Below are 17308 nucleotides of genomic sequence, written 5' to 3' on the forward strand. Positions count from 1 at the left end.
TCTCGGAGCGCTGCGGAGCAAAACAGGGGTGCCGACGGGCGCGTCCCGGTGCCGCGACGGCCGCCCCAGGACTGCTGGAGCCGCCCCCCTCGTGGTGAGGAGGGCGGCTCCAGGAGGTCAGCCTCGGACGCCCGCGGCGTCCTTGTCGAGGTCGCCCTCGGGAGCGGCCCCCGAGACGCCGGCGACCACGTGCGGGTGGCGCCGCTCGAGCGACGCCCCCTCCACGTCGACGTCGGGCAGGATCTTGTCGAGCCAGCGCGGCAGCCACCACGCCTTGTCCCCCGCGAGATGCATGAGCGCGGGCACGACCATCATCCGGATCACGAACGCGTCGACGAGCACGCCGAACGCGAGCGCGAAGCCGATCGGCCGGATCATCGCGCTGTGCGAGAAGATGAAGCCTCCGAACACCGCGATCATGATGATCGCCGCGGCCGTCACGACCGAGCGACCGGCCCGGACGCCCTGCACGACCGCGATGCGCGCGGGAGCACCGTGCGCGTACGCCTCACGCATGCCCGACCCGAGGAAGAGCATGTAGTCCATCGCGAGCCCGAACAGGATGCCCACCAGGATGGTCGGCAGGAAGTTCAGGATCGGGCCGGGGCTCTCGACGCCGAACACGCCGCCCAGCCAGCCCCACTGGTAGATCGCGACGACGCCGCCGAGGGCGGCGAAGTACGACAGGATGAACCCGAGCGTCGCGATGACCGGGACGAAGATCGACCGGAACACCAGCACCAGGATGATCAGCGACAGGCCGACCACGACCGCGAGGTAGACCGGCAGCGCGGACGCGAGCTTCTCCGAGATGTCGACGTTGCCGCTCGCCGAGCCGGCGACCCCGATCTCGTACGTCCCGTCGATGGGCGACATGTCGCGCAGCGTGTGCACGAGCTCCTCGGTCGACTCGCTCGTGGGACCCTCGGCGGGCACCACCTGGAACGCCGCGACCGTACCGTCCTCGGACGTGCCGATGGGCGCGACCGCCACGACGTCGTCCTGGTCGAAGAGGGTCTGGGCGATCTCCACCTGGGCCGTCATGGAACCTGCCTCGGTCCCGGCCTCGGACGCGGGCAGGTCCGCGACCACGAGCAGCGTCCCGTTCTGGCCCTCGCCGAACTTCTCCGCGAGCGTCGAGTACGCCTGGTACTGCGTCGAGTCGTGCGGCTCGGTCGAGCCGTCCGGCAGGTTGAGACGCAGGTCGAGCGCGGGCAGCGCCACGAGCAGCAGCGCCGCGATCCCGACGACGACGCGCACGACGGCCCAGCCGGTCGACATGGGACGGACCTCGGCGGGCGCAGGGGCGACAGCCTGGGCGTCCTGTGCGCCGTGGGTACCCGTCGCACCGTTCGCCGGGCCGCCGAGTCGCGCGCGCTCCTTCTTGCTGAGGATCCGCTCACCCACGAGGCCGAGCAACGCCGGCGTGAGGGTCACGGCGATGAGCACCGCGATCGCGATGCAGGCCGCACCGACAGTGCCCATGAGGCCCAGGAACGGGATGCCCGTGACGTTGAGCGCGAGCAGCGCGACGAGCACCGTGGTGCCCGCGAACACGACCGCGTTGCCCGACGTCCCGTTCGCCAGCGCGATCGACTCGTGCAGGTCGTCGCCCGCCTTGAGCTGACGGCGGTGCCTGTTGACGATGAAGAGCGAGTAGTCGATCCCGACCGCCAGGCCGAGCATGAGCCCGAGCACGGGCGTCACGGACGCCATCTCGACGACCCCGGACAGCGACAGTGCTCCGAGCGCACCGATGCCCACGCCGATCAGGGCGGTGAGGATCGGCAGACCGGCGCCGATGAGCGTGCCGAGCATGACGACGAGGACCACCGCGGCGACCAGCAGGCCCACGATCTCTCCGGCACCGATGATGCTCGGGGCCCCCATGGTCATGTCGGCCGAGAGGTTCACGGTGAGGTCCGCGGGGGCGTCGTCGAAGATGCCGACGAGCTCGTCCTTGGTCTCCTGCGGGACCTCCATCTGCGGGTCCGTGAACGAGATCATGACGATCGCGGTCGTGCCGTCCTCGGAGACCATGCGGATCTCGGAGGCCATGTCGAGCAGCGTCGCCCCCTGCTCGAGCTGGGCGCTCTGCTCCTCGAGCTGGCTCGTACCGTCGTCGAGCGTCGTCTGCTGCGCGTCGAGCGCCGCGAGCCCCGCGTCGAGCTGGGCCTGCTGCGCGTCGAGCTGCGGCTGAGCCTGCGCGAGCATGCCCGCGGCCTCGGCCTGGGCGCGGGCGGCGTCGAGCTGGGCCTGACCGGCCTCGAGCTGCGCACGACCCGCGTCGAGCTGGGCCTGACCGGCCTCGAGCTGCGTCCGCCCGCCCTCGACCTGGGCGCGTCCGTCCTCGACCTGCTGCTGCTGCGCGGCGCGGTCCGCCTCGGTCACGAACGGGTCCATGACCGCGGTCACGCCGTCGACCTCGGAGGCCTCGGCGACCAGCCCGGCGATCTCGTCCTGCTGCGCGCTGGTGAGCGCCTCACCGTCGGCCGACTGGACGACCACGGTCCCTGTCCCGCCCGACGCGTCAGGGAAGTCGCTCTGCAGGCGGTCGGTCACCTCGGCCGTGGGAGTGCCGGGGATCGAGAAGGTCGTCGCGAGCGTGCCCGCGCCGAGCGCGAACGCCACGCCGGCCGCGACGAGGATCGCGAGCCACGCGACGATCACCGTCTTCGCGCGGCGCGCCGACCAGCGGCCGACGCGGTAGAGAAATTCAGCCATGAGAGTCCTTCGGTTGCGCGCGAGTACGCGGATGGGTGGGTCAGCGGGTGCGGCGTGACGAGGCGACCGGCTCGTGGCCGGTCCGGGTCGCGTCGAGGAGCCGTTCGAGCAGGACTGTCCAGGCCTCGCGCGAGGTCGGGTCGTCGACCGCCCCCGTCACGTCGACCCAGCGGAGGTAGACCACGATCAGCCCGCTCATGAGCGAGCCGACGAGGAGCTCGACGTCGAACGGGTCGGCGTCGGGGTGGCTCGCGGCCAGGGCGGCCGTGAGGCGCATGCTCACGTCGGCGAAGACCTTGATGAGGGTGTAGGCACGCCGCGGCGAGGGGCCGCCCTCGTCGCCCAGCACGCGGGTCAGATAGACCAACGGAGTCACGAAGTCGGTCGAGCGCAGGGCGTCCGCGACCTCGTCGAAGAGCGTGACGTCGTACGGGGGGCCGGCCTGCTGGTCCCGCTGGCGCTGCTGGTTCCGCCCGACCTGCTGGTCCGACGCGATCGCGTCGAGCCGGTCGAGCGCTGCGCCGACGACCTCGCTGCAGACCTCGGTCACCACGTCGTCGAGCGACGCGAAGTGGTTGAAGACCGTGCGCCGCGAGACGTCGGCGCGCTCCGCGAGCTCGTCCACCGAGAACCTCGTCCCGCCCGACTCACCGATGAGCGCCGCGGCGGCGTCGACGATGGCCCGCCGGTGGCGGGCCTTGAGCGCAGCACGACGATCGACGACAGGCAGGGACATGTCCCTACGCTAAGTGCATCGATGCACTCGGTGCAACAAGCCTGGTCAGGCCCCCGCTGCGTACGCCTACCGCTCGAACGTCCAGTTCTTGTCCGTCAGCATGCGGGCGACCGCGAGGCCGATCGCGAGCGCGACGATCACCAGCCCGGCCTCGACGGTCGACGCCAGGGCGTCGAGCGTGGCACCGCTGTTGAACTCGTAGACAGCGCGGTAGGCCGTGACGCCCGGCACCATGATGACGACCGCGGGCACCGACATCGTGATGCGCGGCACCTTCATGGCCGGCGCGATGTAGGCGGCGAGGACCCCGACGATGAGCGCGGTCGCCGCCGCCGCGGCCTGCGACGCGAAGCCCGCGTCGATGAGCTCGAGGCGCGCCACGTTCGCGACCATGCCGATCGACGCCGCTCCCACGGCCATCTTCCACGGGCTGTTGAACATCAGCGCGAAGCCGAGCACGCCCGCGAAGCTCGCGAGCGCGCGCAGCGCCACGAACAGCGTCTCGTCCAGGGCCGGCGGAGGGAGCCTGTCGGGCTGGAGCCCTGCGATCGCGGAGATCGCCCACACCGCGAGGGCGGCCGACGCCAGGATCATCAGGGCGTACGTCATGCGGGCGATGCCCGCGGAGAAGTCGAGCTTGGCGAGGTCGAGCGCGGCGGTCACCAGGGCGAACCCCGGGACGAGGAACAGGACCGCGGACACGTAGCCCGCCTCGTGGCCCCCCGCGACCCCCATCAGGTTCTCGAAGACGAGCACGATCAGCAGGTAGGCCGTCGCGGCGACCGTCGCTGCGAGCATCGTGGTGCCGAACTGGTTGATGCCCTTGTGCAGCATGGCTCGACGCACCATCTGACCGAAGAACGCCCCGACGAACACGGCACCGCACTCGATGACCCCGCCGTTGTTGAGGAACGCGAACGCCGCACAGGCGATCGCGGCCCACAAGGCGTTGAGGAACGCGCCGTAGAGCAACGGCTTGGCAGCGATCCGCTCGAGCTCCGCGTCGACCTCCGCAGCCGTGACCTGCTCCGGCAGGTCGCCGACGTAGGCCTCGAGCTCGGACAGCCGGTCGGAGTTGATGCCGACCGCCCGGACCTCGGCGACCTCGGTGCGGAAGTTGCGGTCCCGGTAGGACGTCGCGGTGATCTCGGTGAGCGTCACGTGCGCTGCGGTGCGGTCGAGGCCCAGCGCCCGGCCCACGCGCGTCATGTGGGACTTCACGCGGTAGCTGCCGGTCCCGGCCGAGAGTGCGAGGTGGCCGACCCTCAGGACCGTCCCCGACTGCCGGACCAGCTCGCTCGGGCCCAGGCCTGGTTCGTCGGTCGCGTGTGCTGTCACCCCGACATGATCGCCCGTCCGGCGCGCGCGTGCACTCATGGGCCGGTGCGGTGAGACGGTCCGGTCCACGCTCCCCGGCCGCGGGTCAGCGTCCTGGAGAGATGGCGAGAGGCCCCGGACCGCACCGGTCCGGGGCCTCTCGGCAGGCGGAGGGCGAGGGATTCGAACCCCCGGTTGCTTGCGCAACAACGGTTTTCAAGACCGTCACATTAGGCCGCTCTGTCAGCCCTCCTGGGATGCTCCGACGCACATTCTGGCACGTCGGGGCGCTCGGGCGCCCCTGTGCCTCCCCGAGAGGCCGCGTGCACGACGACGGCGGGTCACCCGCAGGGGTGGCCCGCCGTCGTGCGGTGGGGCGTCGCGCGACGATCTGGGATCGTCGTCGAGGATGTCAGGCAGCGCCCGAACGCAGCTGACGCATCGCGAGCTGCACGAGCGAGATCAGCGTCTGCTTGGTCGCCGCGCGCGAACGGGCGTCCGTGTACAGCATCGGGACGTGAGCCGGGATCTGCAGCGCCTCGCGCACGTCCTCGAGCTTGTGCTTGGCCACGCCGTCGAAGCAGTTCACGCCCACGACGAACGGGATGCCACGCGACTCGAAGTAGTCGATCGCGGGGAAGCACTGCTCCAGGCGGTCGGTGTCCACGAGCACCACGGCACCGATCGCGCCACGCACGAGGTCGTCCCACATGAACAGGAAGCGGTCCTGCCCCGGGGTGCCGAACAGATAGAGCCAGAGCGACCCCGGCAGCTCGATGCGACCGAAGTCCATGGCGACCGTCGTCGTCATCTTGCGGTCGCTCACACCACCCGCGTCGTCGACGCCCACCGAGTGCTCCGTCATCGCGGCCTCGGTGTTGAGCGGCTCGATGTCCGAGATGGAGCCGATGAAGGTGGTCTTGCCGACGGCGAACCCGCCCGCGACGACGATCTTCACGACCGTCGGCGCCGTGCGTGCCGCCTGCGGGGCGGGCGTCGCGGCCGGGGCGACCGGCTGCGGTGCCGTCGGGGCCGGGCTCGCCTGCTGCTGCACGGGCGGGGTCTGGTGGACCGTCGGCGCCTGCTGCGTGGCGACGGGAGCCGGAGCCTGCGGGGCCGGCGCCGGCGTGCTGCCGGGCTGACCGCCGAGGACGCTCTGGCGGACCGGAGCCGACGTCGGCGACCCTGCGGACGGGGCCGAGGCGGCCGGGGCCGGCGCTGCAGCCGCCGGGGCCGAGACGGGAGACCACGAAGGCCCCGACGCGCCGCCGGCGGCGGGTGCCGACGACCCGGGGGCGCCCGTGATCAGACCGGTGCCACCAGCAGCCTGCGGCTGGCCGACAGCACCGTCAGAGGGTGGAAATGCCATTGAGAACACTCTCCAAGATACTCAGGGACAGTCCCGAGTTGCTGCTGCCGTGGCCGGTGTGGACGTTGAGCGGGGTCGACGTGTGCACCGTGAGGTAGTTCTCCTCGGCGAGGTCGGCGACCAGGATGCGGGTGACGCCCAGGGGCATCCGCAGGAGTGCCGAGAGCTCGGCGATCGACACGTAGTTGTGCGCGGCGTGCTGGAGGATCGCACGCTTCTCAGGAGGCAGGCCGTAGCTGTTCACAGCACCCGGCATCACCTCGACCAGCGCCTCGAGCGGGAGGTCCGAGGTGGCCGAACGGACACGTCCGCCGGTCACCGCGTACGGACGGACCGTCGCGGCCTCGTACGAGTCCGAGCTGTGCGCTCCCAAGCTGCCAAAAGGTGCGTTCGTCATCGACCTGTCCTCATCCCACCGGGGCTCGGGTTGCTCCGTCAACGGGCAGGCTACCGCGCATCTCCGAGATGAGCTGAGGCGTCAACGTCGCCTCGGTGCGGGAGACGAGGAGGGCCATCTCGTAGCCGATCAGGCCGATGTCGCACGTGGACTCGGCGACGACCCCGAGCACGGACCCGTTCGAGACGTTCATGAGGAAGAGGAAGCCGTTGTCCATCTCGACGATCGACTGGCGGACGTTGCCCCCGTTGAGCTGGCGGGCCGCACCGCGGGTCAGGCTCGACATCCCGGACACGATCGCCGCGAGCTGGTCTCCGCTCGTGCGGTCGAGCTGGTCGGACATCGCCATGAGCAGGCCGTCGGCCGACACCACCAGCGTGTGCCGGCTTCCCGGGACGGTCCGCACGAAGTTGTCGAGCAACCACCCGAAATTGGTTGCTTCGGTGCTGAGCGCGTTCACACTTCCTCCTTGTCAGTTGCCACAGACGGCGAGCTGTACGTCACCGCGACTGCGGCGCTGAGTCGGGGACATCATTGCCGTGCGAGGCACGTTCCGTCGAACTTGTCTCGTCGTCGGCCTCGACCCGTCCCCGTGCGGTCGCCGACTGGAAGGCTGCGAGTCGTGCCCGCAGCTGCTCCGGGTCGCGATCGATCTTTGCCGTGAACCGGTCGACGTACTCCTCGCGGTTCACGGTCCGGGCCCGACGCGTCAGGCCCGAGCTCGTCACGTCCGAGCGCTCCTGGGGGCTGTACGTCCCCGCGGACTCGGCGTACGCCTTGCCCTGGACCTCCGGGCCGTTGCGCAGCAGCGTCGACATCTCCTCGTAGAGGACCGCGGAGGCGATCCAGTCCGAGCGAGCCTCGACGGAGTCCGACACGTAGCCGGCCTCGAGAGGCTCGATGGGCTCCGGTGCCGGGCGACGCACGAGCGGCGTCGAACCTGCCGGGGCGCCAGAAGACTCACCTGCCGGCGACGCCGGCGCCTGCGCACGCGGCGGGGCGAACGCAGTCGGCGCAGCGGGCTGCTGGTACGCGACCGGCGCCTGCTGCGGCGACGGAGCGGGCGGCTGGTAGGCGGACGGCTGCTGCACCGGTGCGGCCTGCGTGAGCGGCGCAGCACCGGCCGGCTGCGACGCGAGCGCCGCGGCCGACGGGGTCACGACGGGCATGGCCCCCGTGCGCGGGCGACGGTTGAAGATGCCGCGCTTGCGTGCCTGGCTCTCCCGCAGCGACCTGCGCGTCGGCAGGTCGGCCATGAGGTCCTCGAACTTGGGGAGCGCCTCGAAGGACAGCTCCTCGGGGATCTCCTCCCGCGCCGGGGGCGCAGGCTGCTGGGTCGCGGGCTGCTGCTGGGTCGCGGGCTGCTGCTGGGTCGCGGGCTGCTGCTGGGTCGCGGGCTGCTGCGGCGCGACCTGGAGGGCGGCCGGGGCCTCGTGGTGCTGCTCCTGGAGCGGCTGGGGCGCGACCTGCTGCTGGTCCTGGTACTGCTGGACCGGCTGCCCGACCGGGGGTCGGTACGTGTCGACGTGCGCGACCGGCACCTCGTCCTGCGTCGGCTGCGCGGTCGGGGCCGAGCGCTGCGGGAGCGCGACCGCCGGGGCCTGCGCGGCCTGCGGCTCGCTCACGTCGGACACAGCGGCCGCAGGGTCCTCCGTGACCGTCGCGGAAGCCTCGCTCGGTGCGAGCGGCTCGATCGCGAACTGCGGGGCCCACGTGCCGTCGTCGGGCACGAAGTCCGGGACGGAGATGTCGGTCGCCGACACGTCCGGTGCGGCGTCGAGCTCGACGGCCTGCTGCTCGGACGTCGTGGGGTCGGCCGCGCCGAGGGCGCGGAAGCTCGAGAACATGGCCGAGCGCGTGCTCACGTCGAGCACGGGGATCTCGGCGGACTGCGGCTGCAGGGGCGGCATGACGCCGGTGGTCTCCGCGGGGCTCGCGGCGCGGGCCCTGCTCGGGAGCGAGGAACCCGACGAGGCCACGCCCTCGGGTGGGGACCAGGCCTCGGGCGAGGCCGGCAGGTCGAGCGGGAGCGACGGCGTCGCGAGCGGCGGCAGCACGATCGAGCCGGTCTGCGGGCCGGGGACGAACGAGGCGCTCGGCGCGGACCCGGCAGGGTCCATGCCGCGCGAGCGGCGCCGAGGCATGCCCGTCGAGGTCGCGCCGTCGGTCAGGGCCGCGAGGTCGACCGGGATCGCGACGGGCGCGTCCTGGTCGATCTGCGGGGTCGCGGTCGTGGCCGGGCCCGAGTAGACGGGGGCCGACGGCTGCGCGGGAGGGGCGGAGAGCTGGTTCGCGGCGACCTGCGTGCGGTTGTCCAGCGGGTCGGTCGGCATCGGCAGCGGGACGTTCGAGTCCGGCACGAAGAGGACGTTGGGGAAGCTGACCGTGACGAGGGTGCCCGCACCCTCGGGGGCGCGCTCGAACGTGACCCTCGCGCCGAGGCGGTCGGAGATGCGCCCGACCACGTACAGGCCCAGTCGCTGCGACCCCACGACGTCCGAGGCGGCGTGCGCGTTGACCTTGCGGTTCGCCTCGGTGATCTCCTCGGGCGTCATGCCCAGGCCGTGGTCGCGGATGATGATCTTGACGAACCGCTCGTCGCGCGCGGTGCTGACCTCGACCGGCGTGTGCGGCTCGGAGAACATCGTCGCGTTCTCGAGGAGCTCTGCGATGAGGTGCGCCGCGTTGAGCGCGTTGTGCCCCAGCATCAGCGGGTCGACGACGAGGTTCAGCCGGACGCGGTCGTACAGCTCGATCTCGGACGACGCCGTACGGATGACGTCGGAGGCAGGCATGGGCTGACGGACGCGACGGCCCGAGTCGATGCCCGCGAGCACGAGGAGCGACTCGGCGTTGCGGCGCATACGGGTCGCGAGGTGGTCGAGGCGGAAGAGGTTCGACAGCGTGTTCGCGTCTTCCTCGGAGCGCTCGAGGTCGTCGAGGAACGCCAGCTGGCGGTTGAGCAGCACCTGGTCGCGACGGGCCACGTTGACGAACATCTCGGCGATCGACCCACGCAGCGCCGCCTGCTCGCGGGCCACCTGGATCGTCGTGGAGTTCACGTCGTTGAACGCGTTCGCGAGCTGACCGACCTCGTCGCTCGACTCGACCGTGATGGGCTGGATGTTGATGCCCGGGCCCTGGCCCGGCACCGAGACCTGCTCGACCATGCGCGGGAGCTGGTCCCGGACGTCCTGGGCCGCGCTCGTGAGTCGGCGCAGCGGGTTCACGATCTGGCGGGCGATGGCACCGGCCACGAGGATGCTGGCGGCGAACGCGACGAGGGTCACGAGGATGGTCAGCACGGCTCGGGTCACGGCCGCGGCCGCGATGTCCGACGCCGTCTCGCCGGCCTCCTTGCGGACCTCGTCACGGACCGGGGTGATGTTCGCGAGGTCGTTGGTCGAGGCGGTGGCCCAGTCCTCCTTGTTCGTCACACCCTTGGCGCCGTTGGCCGCGAGCGAGTTTCGCAGGTTGACGTAGGAGCCGAGCGGGGAGGGGATCGCGAGCCCGGTGCGCAGCTCGCGCACCGCCTTGCGGGCGGCCGCCGCCTTCGTCTCGCCCTCGCTGACGAGTCGGGCGGCGCGCTGGGAGTCGTCGTCGATGTTCGGGACGGCGTTGGCGATGTCCTGGAAGAGGAACGAGACGACCGGGAGCTCGAGCGCGACCTGGCTCATGAGCACGTTCGACGCGACGTACGCGTCGAGGACCTGGGCCAGGCCACGGTCCTGCGCGGTGTCGGCCAGCACGCGGGGGACGTCGAGCGCGTCGTCGATCAGCGTGTTGTAGGACGACGTGAAGCCGAGCTCCTGGATCGTCTGGTTGTCGATCTTCTTGCGGAGCGCGTCCAGCTCGGCGCGGTCCTTGACGGTCGCGTCGACGGCCCGGGTCACGCGGGGGTCCAGCATGGACATGGTGACGTCGCCGTACATCCGGTCACGTCGGTCGAGCGCCTTGTCGGTCTCGGCGCGCGCCTCCTCGACCAGCGCGTCGGCGTTCTCGACCCCCCGGGCCCGCTGGATCTCTGCGGCGCGCTCGGCGGCGACGGCCTTGCCGGCGACGTCCTGGGAGGCGAAGGCCTCCACCAGGGCGACGGTCTGGTTGGCCACGCGCGCCTCGTTGATCGCCTGAACCGAGAAGACCGTTGCGGCCAGGAACAGGACGAAGACAGGCAGCGCGAGTGCCGCAAGGATCTTCCCGCGAACGCTCAACCTGCGGAGCATACGAACCTCTCTCCATACCCTGTGACCAGCGGATCGTCGTGAGGTCCGGTCGGCTGCGACCATCCCCCACTCGCCAGACGTGCGTACTAACTATCGGTGCACTTGCCCCAGGGACCTAATCCGGTCATCCAGGGCAAGCCGGAGGCTTCGTGGAGGATTCCGACGAGGCCCGACACCCGCCCTCGTCGACGAGGCCGTAGTGTCTTTCGTGTGCGAGCCGTCACGATAGCCGCCCCGGGTGGCCCAGGGGAACTCACCGTGTCCTACCTCCCTGACCCCGTCCCGGGTCCGGACGAGGTGCTGATCGACGTCGTCTCGAGTGGCGTGAACCCTGCTGACCTGCTACAACGTGCCGGAAAGTACCCCCCGCCAGCGGGTGCGCCGGTATGGCCGGGTCTCGAGGTATCTGGGGTGATTTCGGCCGTCGGGTCGCGTCTCACAGGATGGGACGTCGGCGACGAGGTCGTCGCGCTGCTCGACGGCGGCGGCTACGCGGAGAAGGTCTGCGTCCGGGCGTCCCAGGTGCTCCCTCTGCCGGGCGGCGTCTCGCTCGTCGACGGCGCCGCGCTCCCCGAGGCCGTGTGCACCGCGTGGAGCAACCTGGTCGACGTGGGGCGCCTCGCCCGGGGCAACGTGCTGCTCGTGCACGGCGGGTCGGGCGGGGTCGGCTCGGTCGCGACGCAGATCGGTGCCGCGCTCGGAGCGCGGGTGGTCACGACCGCTGGCGGACCCGAGCGCGTCGCCCGCTGCCTCACGCTCGGTGCCGACGTCGCCGTCGACCACCGGACCCAGGACTTCGTCGCCGCGGTGCGCGAGGCCTCGGGCGGCGCCGGTGCGGACGTGGTGCTCGACGTCGTCGGGGCGGCGTACCTGACCGACAACCTCCGCGCGCTCGCCACGGGCGGGCGGCTGGTCGTGATCGGGATGCAGAAGGGGCGCCGCGGGGAGCTCGACCTGGGCATGCTGCTCGCCAAGCGCGCGACGGTCGCCGGGACGACCCTGCGCGCCCGGCCCGCCGAGGAGAAGGCCCGGCTGGTCCGTGACGTGCTGACGCACGCGTGGCCCCTGGTCGAGCAGGGGCGGGTGCGCCCCGTGGTCCACGCGAGGCTGCCGCTCGACGCGGCGGCCGACGCTCACCGCCTCATGGAGTCGGGCGAGGTGTTCGGCAAGGTCCTGCTGGTGCCGTGAGCGCCGGGCCGTCGCGCTCGGCCGCCGTTCGGGACAGACTGGGTGCATGAGCGACGACGCGCGAGGCGACCTGTCCCCCGAACGGTCCGAGCAGCCCGCTCCCCCGGATCGGGGGCGCGAGCGGGGTGCGGACACCGGCTCCGGGAGCGGGCGCGGCTACACGGTCATCTCCCCCGACGGGACGGAGGTCGCGCCCGACGGGTCGGACGACGAGGCCTCGCGCGAGGGAGCGGTGGGAGCGACGGACGAGGACCGCGACCCGGGCGCGGCCGTCGAGGAGCCGGCCAAGGTCATGCGCATCGGCGGCATGATCAAGAGGCTGCTCGAGGAGGTCCGGGACGCGCCGCTCGACGAGGCGGCCCGCAGCCGGCTCGCCGAGATCCACGAACGGTCGCTCAAGGAGCTCGAGGAGGGCCTGTCCCCCGAGCTCGTCGCGGAGCTGCACCGCATCTCGTTGCCCTTCACGGACGACACGGTGCCGTCCGACGCCGAGCTGCGCGTCGCGCAGGCGCAGCTCGTGGGGTGGCTCGAGGGGCTGTTCCACGGCATCCAGACCGCCCTCGTGGCGCAGCAGATGGCCGCGCAGGCGCAGCTCTCGCAGATCCGTCGGGCCCTGCCGCCGGGAGCGATCCCCGTCCCCGGCATGCCGGGCCACCCCGCGCAGCCTGCACCGCCCGGCGTGCGACGCGAGGGGGACGACGGCCGCCCCTCGCCCGGGCAGTACCTGTAGGGACCTCTCGGAGCGGGTGCGCGCGCTATGCGGGCGGCGGGTCGGTCCGCTGCGCGGTCATGGCGATGGCCCCGGAGACGAGCAGCAGTCCGACGAGCTCGAGCCAGGAAGGGAACTGCTGGAGCACGACGGCGCCGATCACCACCGCGGTCGCCGGCAGCATCGCGAGCAGCACCGAGAACGTCGCCGCGCTGACGCGCCGCAGGATGAGCTGTTCGAGCACGTAGGGCACGACCGACGAGCACACCGCGATCCCGACGACGGCGAGCAGCAGCTGCCAGTCCTCGAGCACGGCGCCCGACGACGGCGCGAGGAACGGGGCGAACACCAGCGCCCCCGCGGTCATCGCCACGGAGAGCGACGTGACCCCCGACCCGGCCAGCGCGACGCGGCGCCCGAGCAGGATGTACGCGGCCCAGCACGCGGCCGCGATGCCGATCGCGACGAGCCCGATCACGACGTCCTCGTGCGGGAGGTCGGACGTGAGCGTGACCCCCGCGAGCAGGACCACGCCGACCGCGGCGACCGCGATCCCGCCCCGCTCGCGCCAGCCACGGCCGGTGATCGCCGCGACGGCCACCGGGCCGATGAACTCGATCGCGACCGCCGACCCGAGCGGCAGGTGGTCGATCGCGACGTAGAACGTCACGTTCATCGCGGCGAGCGCCACACCGAACACCGCGGCCCACGCGAGCGTGCGCCAGGTCCAGCGCTGCCGCCACGGGCGTCGCCAGGCGAGCAGCAGGAGGGCCGCGACGACGATGCGCAGCCAGGCGACCTCGGGCGCCCCGACGACGGCGAACAGCCCGACCGCGATCGCGGCCCCCAGGTACTGGGTCAGCCCCGAGACGACGAAGAGGGCGGGCGGCGGGATGCGGCCCGCCACGTTGCCGAGGGCACGACCGGGACGCGAAGACACGAGACGACCCTACGTCGGCGCCAGGAGTCCCCTCACGCACCAGCACCCCCGTGAGCCACGACGGCACCCGGGAGGGGGGCCCACAGCAGTCGGGCGAGCAAGTACCTCACCCCTTGACGGAACCAGCCAGGAGGCCTCGCACGAAGTACCGCTGGAGCGCCAGGAACACGATGAGCGGCACGATCATCGACACGAACGCTCCGGCGGTGAGCAGGTGCCAGGCGTTGCCGCGCGTCCCGGCGAGGTCGGCGACCGCGACGGTCAGCGGGCGCGAGTCCTGGTTGGCGAACGTGAGGCCGACGAGGAGGTCGTTCCACACCCACAGGAACTGGAAGATCGCGAACGACGCGATGGCCGGGACGAGCAGCGGCATGAGGACCTGGAAGAAGATCTTGACGTGTCCCGCGCCGTCCATGCGCGCGGCCTCGATGAGGGACGAGGGGATCTCCTTCATGAAGTTGTGCAGGAGGAAGATCGCGAGGGGCAGCGCGAAGATCGAGTGGGACAGCCACACGGTCCAGAACGTGCCGTTGATGTCGGCGTCGACGTAGGCCGACAGGAGCGGGATGAGCGTGATCTGGATGGGCACGATCTGCAGCGCGAACACCGCGACGAACAGCAGGTTGCGCCCCTTGAAGTCGATCCACGCGAACGCGTAGGCGGCGAGGAGCGCGATCGAGATGGGGATGACGACCGCCGGGAGCGTGATGACGATCGAGTTGACGAAGAACGACGCGAGGTCGGCGGACCCGAAGAGGACGTCGTTGTAGTTGTCGAGCGTGAACTGGGGGGCGCTCAGCGTGGTCCACCAGCCGGAGCGGCGGATGTCGAGTGCGGGCCGGAACGACGTGACGAGGAGGCCGACCGACGGGATCGTCCACAGGATCGCGATGACGATCGCGAGGCCCGACGCCCACGGGGAGCTGAGCCTGCCCTTGACGGCGATCGCCCGTCGTTCGGCGCGCGAGAGCTTGCCGACGCGCTGGATGTCCTTCGACGCCTCCGCGTCGACGGAAGCAGGCAGCGTGGGCGGGACGGCGGTCATCGGACCTCCTCGGAGAGGCGGAGCTGGCGGACGTTGTAGACCACGATCGGGATGACGAGGACGAACAGGATGACCGCGAGCGCGGCTCCCAGCCCTTCGTTGGACTGGCGGAAGCTCTGCGTGTAGAACTCGTTCGCCACGACCGACGTCCCGAACTGGCCGCCCGTCATGGTCCGGACGATGTCGAAGACCTTGAGGGTGCCCATGGCGATGGTCGTGACGACGACGACGAGCGCGGGTCGGATGCTGGGCACGGTGATGTAGCGGAACATCCCGATGCCGTGGAGCCCGTCGAGACGCGCGGCCTCGACGATGTCGTCGGGGATGGCCTTGATCGCGGCCGACAGGATCGTCATCGCGAACCCGGTCTGGATCCAGATCATGACGACGATGAGGAACAGCGTGTTGGTCGGCTGGTTGATGAGGAACTGCTGCGGGGGGATGCCGATCCACACGAGGAGCTGGTTGAGCAGGCCGGTCTGCTGGATGTTCGCCTGGTCGGGGCGGTACTCGTAGACGAACTTCCAGATGATCGAGGCGCCCACCATGGAGATGGCCATGGGCAGGAAGATCAGGCCCTTGGCGACCTTCTCGAACCGGGTGCGGTCGACGAGCACCGCGTACACGAGGCCGATGAACGTCGAGACGATGGGCACGAGGATGACCCAGACCGCGGTGTTGCGCAGCACGATCTGGAACTGGTCGGTCGTGAACGCTGTGACGTAGTTGTCGAGGCCGACCCACTCGGCCCCGGTCTTGTTCTTGAACGACGAGAGGATGGTCAGGATCCCGGGGTAGACGAGGCCGAAGATCACCAGGAGGACGGCGGGCCCGAGGAAGCACAGCACGACGACCCAGCGCGGGACGCGTTTGGGCTTGTCGACGGCGAAGAGCAGGCCTCCCATCACGACGACGAAGAGGAGCATCGCGAAGACCATCAGGCCGAGCTTCTCGGCGGTGGTCTCCGGTGTGGTGAAGAAGTCCATGAGGGCCTCCGGTCTGCCCGACGGCGTCGGCGGGCTGGGGCGGTTCGGTCACCCGCGGTCGTGGTCCGGCGGGCGGGGTGGTGCTCTGATGCTCGGTCGCCTGCGGGGACGTGCTGAGCCGGGGCCCGTCGCGTGGACGACGGGCCCCGGCTCCTCACGCCTCGTTGCGGGCGTGCTCGGTCAGGAGGCGGGCCAGGACGCCTCGATCTGGTCGACGACCTCCTGGGTGCTGGCCCCGGTGAGCCAGTTGACGATCCCGGTCCAGAACGTCCCGGCGCCCACGGCACCCGGCATCAGGTCGGAGGCGTCGAAGCGGCTGACGGTCAACGGGTCGGCGAGGATGTCGGCCGAGAGCTTGTCGAACTCGGTCGAGAGGTTCTCCGGGTCGAGCCCCTTGTTGGCGCTGACCCACCCACCGTCGGGCGTGGCCTTTGCCTTGGCGTTGGCCCACTCGGCGCTCGACAGGTACGTCTGGAAGGCCTGGACCTCGGGGCGGTCGTTGAACGCGGCGACGAACTCGCCGCCCACCTCGACGGGCTTGATGTCGGTCTGGTTGGTCGGCAGGTAGAACGCGAAGACGTCGCCGTCCTTCGACACGTCGGTGCCCTCGGGGAACTGCGTCTGGTAGAAGTTCGCGGCGCGGTGCAGGAAGCACGTCCCGTCGAGCAGACCGAAGCCCGCGTCGGTCCACGGGGTCGTGGCGATCGAGTCGACCCCGCCGAGGCCTGCGTTGACCATGGCCGGGTCCTTGAGGACCTCGCCGGCGGCGTCGAACGCCGTGACGACCTGGGGGTCGTTGAAGGGGATCTCGTGCTTGTACCACTGGTCGTAGACGTCCGGACCTGCGGTGCGCAGCATCATGTCCTCGACGAAGTCGGTGCCCGGCCAGCCCGTCGCGTCACCGGACTCGACTCCTGCGCACCAGGGCAGCGCCCCGTCGTTGTCCTCGGAGTACTGGGCAGACAGCGCCATGAGGTCGTCCCACGTCTCGGGGACCTCGTAGCCGCTGTCCTCGAACACGGCGGGCGAGTACCAGACGTACGACTTGACGTTGGCGCCGAGCGGGGCGGCGTAGAAGACGCCGTCGACCGTGCCGTAGTCCTTCCAGGAGGCTTCCCAGTTCTCGTCGACGTTCTTCACGGTCGCGTCCGGCGCCGGGACGATGGTGCCGGTGTCCCGCACGATCGTCTGAAGGAGGCCGGGCTGCGGCAGGTAGGCGATGTCAGGTGCGTTGCCTGCCTTGACGCGGACGAGGAGCTGGGCCTCGAACTCGCGGGAACCCTCGTAGTCGATCGTCACGCCCGTGCAGTCCTCGAACGGCTTGTAGGAGTCCTTCTGGGTCTGCGCCTCCGGGTCGACGATCGAGGTGTAGACGTTGACGGACGTGCCGTCGAGGTCGCCGAACTCCTCGTAGGGGGCGCAGTCGATGCTGGACGCCTCGCCGGACGAGCCGGACGTCTCGTCGCCCCCTCCGCTACCGCCGCAGGCGGTGAGCACGAGCGCGAGGCTTGCTCCGCCGGCGACGGCCGCGAGGGCACGGCGCTTGGGTGACAGGGTGCTTCTGGTCATGACATTCCTCCACAGCGTTGTGGTGCTGACATCGCGGTCGGCCCGCGGGTGTCGCGGTCCGTCGTCCTCGACTCGACCGCCCCACTTGCCATGCAAGCGTTTACA

At 71.0% G+C, this 17308-nt stretch carries 13 protein-coding genes and 1 tRNA gene; 2 read left to right on the forward strand and 12 right to left on the reverse strand.

Annotated features, from left to right (window positions below):
* Positions 1–117 precede the first annotated feature (117 nt).
* From H9640_RS06135 to H9640_RS06170, 8 genes are all read right to left on the reverse strand, one after another.
* A complete protein-coding gene (locus tag H9640_RS06135; protein ID WP_191789842.1) occupies positions 118–2724 on the reverse strand; it encodes an MMPL family transporter in 2607 nt (868 codons plus the stop codon).
* 40 nt (positions 2725–2764) lie between these two features.
* Positions 2765–3460 carry a TetR/AcrR family transcriptional regulator gene (locus H9640_RS06140; protein WP_191789843.1) on the reverse strand — a complete coding sequence of 232 codons (696 nt, stop codon included), beginning with the start codon at positions 3458–3460 and terminating at the stop codon, positions 2765–2767.
* A 66-nt stretch (positions 3461–3526) separates the two neighbouring features.
* Complete coding sequence (locus H9640_RS06145) at positions 3527–4798, reverse strand: threonine/serine exporter family protein (RefSeq protein WP_318243675.1); 1272 nt, start codon at positions 4796–4798, stop codon at positions 3527–3529.
* 147 nt (positions 4799–4945) lie between these two features.
* Positions 4946–5030, reverse strand: a tRNA-Ser gene (locus tag H9640_RS06150).
* Between the two features lie 159 nt (positions 5031–5189).
* On the reverse strand, positions 5190–5735 hold the full coding sequence (locus tag H9640_RS06155; RefSeq protein WP_084690016.1) for a GTP-binding protein: 546 nt from the start codon (positions 5733–5735) through the stop codon (positions 5190–5192).
* Positions 5736–6126: 391 nt separating this feature from the next.
* A complete protein-coding gene (locus tag H9640_RS06160) occupies positions 6127–6543 on the reverse strand; it encodes a DUF742 domain-containing protein (RefSeq protein WP_030151140.1) in 417 nt (138 codons plus the stop codon).
* 10 nt (positions 6544–6553) lie between these two features.
* On the reverse strand, positions 6554–7003 hold the full coding sequence (locus H9640_RS06165; protein ID WP_030151141.1) for a roadblock/LC7 domain-containing protein: 450 nt from the start codon (positions 7001–7003) through the stop codon (positions 6554–6556).
* 40 nt (positions 7004–7043) lie between these two features.
* The gene (locus H9640_RS06170; protein WP_191789845.1) at positions 7044–10754 is read right to left on the reverse strand and encodes a sensor histidine kinase; all 3711 of its coding nucleotides are present in this window, start codon (positions 10752–10754) and stop codon (positions 7044–7046) included.
* Positions 10755–10976: 222 nt separating this feature from the next.
* Here H9640_RS06170 and H9640_RS06175 point away from each other — a divergent pair, with 222 nt between their 5' ends.
* Both H9640_RS06175 and H9640_RS06180 read left to right on the forward strand, forming a co-directional pair.
* On the forward strand, positions 10977–11954 hold the full coding sequence (locus H9640_RS06175) for an NAD(P)H-quinone oxidoreductase (protein ID WP_191789846.1): 978 nt from the start codon (positions 10977–10979) through the stop codon (positions 11952–11954).
* A gap of 46 nt (positions 11955–12000) precedes the next feature.
* A complete protein-coding gene (locus H9640_RS06180) occupies positions 12001–12684 on the forward strand; it encodes a bacterial proteasome activator family protein (RefSeq protein ID WP_225226800.1) in 684 nt (227 codons plus the stop codon).
* Between the two features lie 25 nt (positions 12685–12709).
* On the opposite strand, the gene H9640_RS06185 is transcribed toward H9640_RS06180, so the two are convergent.
* The 4 genes from H9640_RS06185 to H9640_RS06200 all read right to left on the reverse strand — a co-directional run bounded on the left by H9640_RS06185 (position 12710) and on the right by H9640_RS06200 (position 17203).
* Positions 12710–13603 (reverse strand): EamA family transporter, encoded by an 894-nt coding sequence (locus H9640_RS06185; protein WP_400274217.1) that lies wholly within the window; start codon positions 13601–13603, stop codon positions 12710–12712.
* A 106-nt stretch (positions 13604–13709) separates the two neighbouring features.
* Entirely contained in the window at positions 13710–14648 is a 939-nt protein-coding gene (locus H9640_RS06190) for a carbohydrate ABC transporter permease (protein ID WP_191789847.1), read from the reverse strand.
* Positions 14645–15634: a carbohydrate ABC transporter permease gene (locus H9640_RS06195; protein WP_191789848.1), complete on the reverse strand. Its 990-nt coding sequence runs from the start codon at positions 15632–15634 to the stop codon at positions 14645–14647. The genes H9640_RS06190 and H9640_RS06195 overlap by 4 nt, the downstream gene beginning before the upstream one ends.
* A 180-nt stretch (positions 15635–15814) precedes the next feature.
* The gene (locus H9640_RS06200; RefSeq protein ID WP_191789849.1) at positions 15815–17203 is read right to left on the reverse strand and encodes an ABC transporter substrate-binding protein; all 1389 of its coding nucleotides are present in this window, start codon (positions 17201–17203) and stop codon (positions 15815–15817) included.
* Positions 17204–17308 lie beyond the last annotated feature (105 nt).

This window comes from Oerskovia gallyi (assembly GCF_014836745.1).
Lineage (GTDB): Bacteria > Actinomycetota > Actinomycetes > Actinomycetales > Cellulomonadaceae > Oerskovia > Oerskovia paurometabola.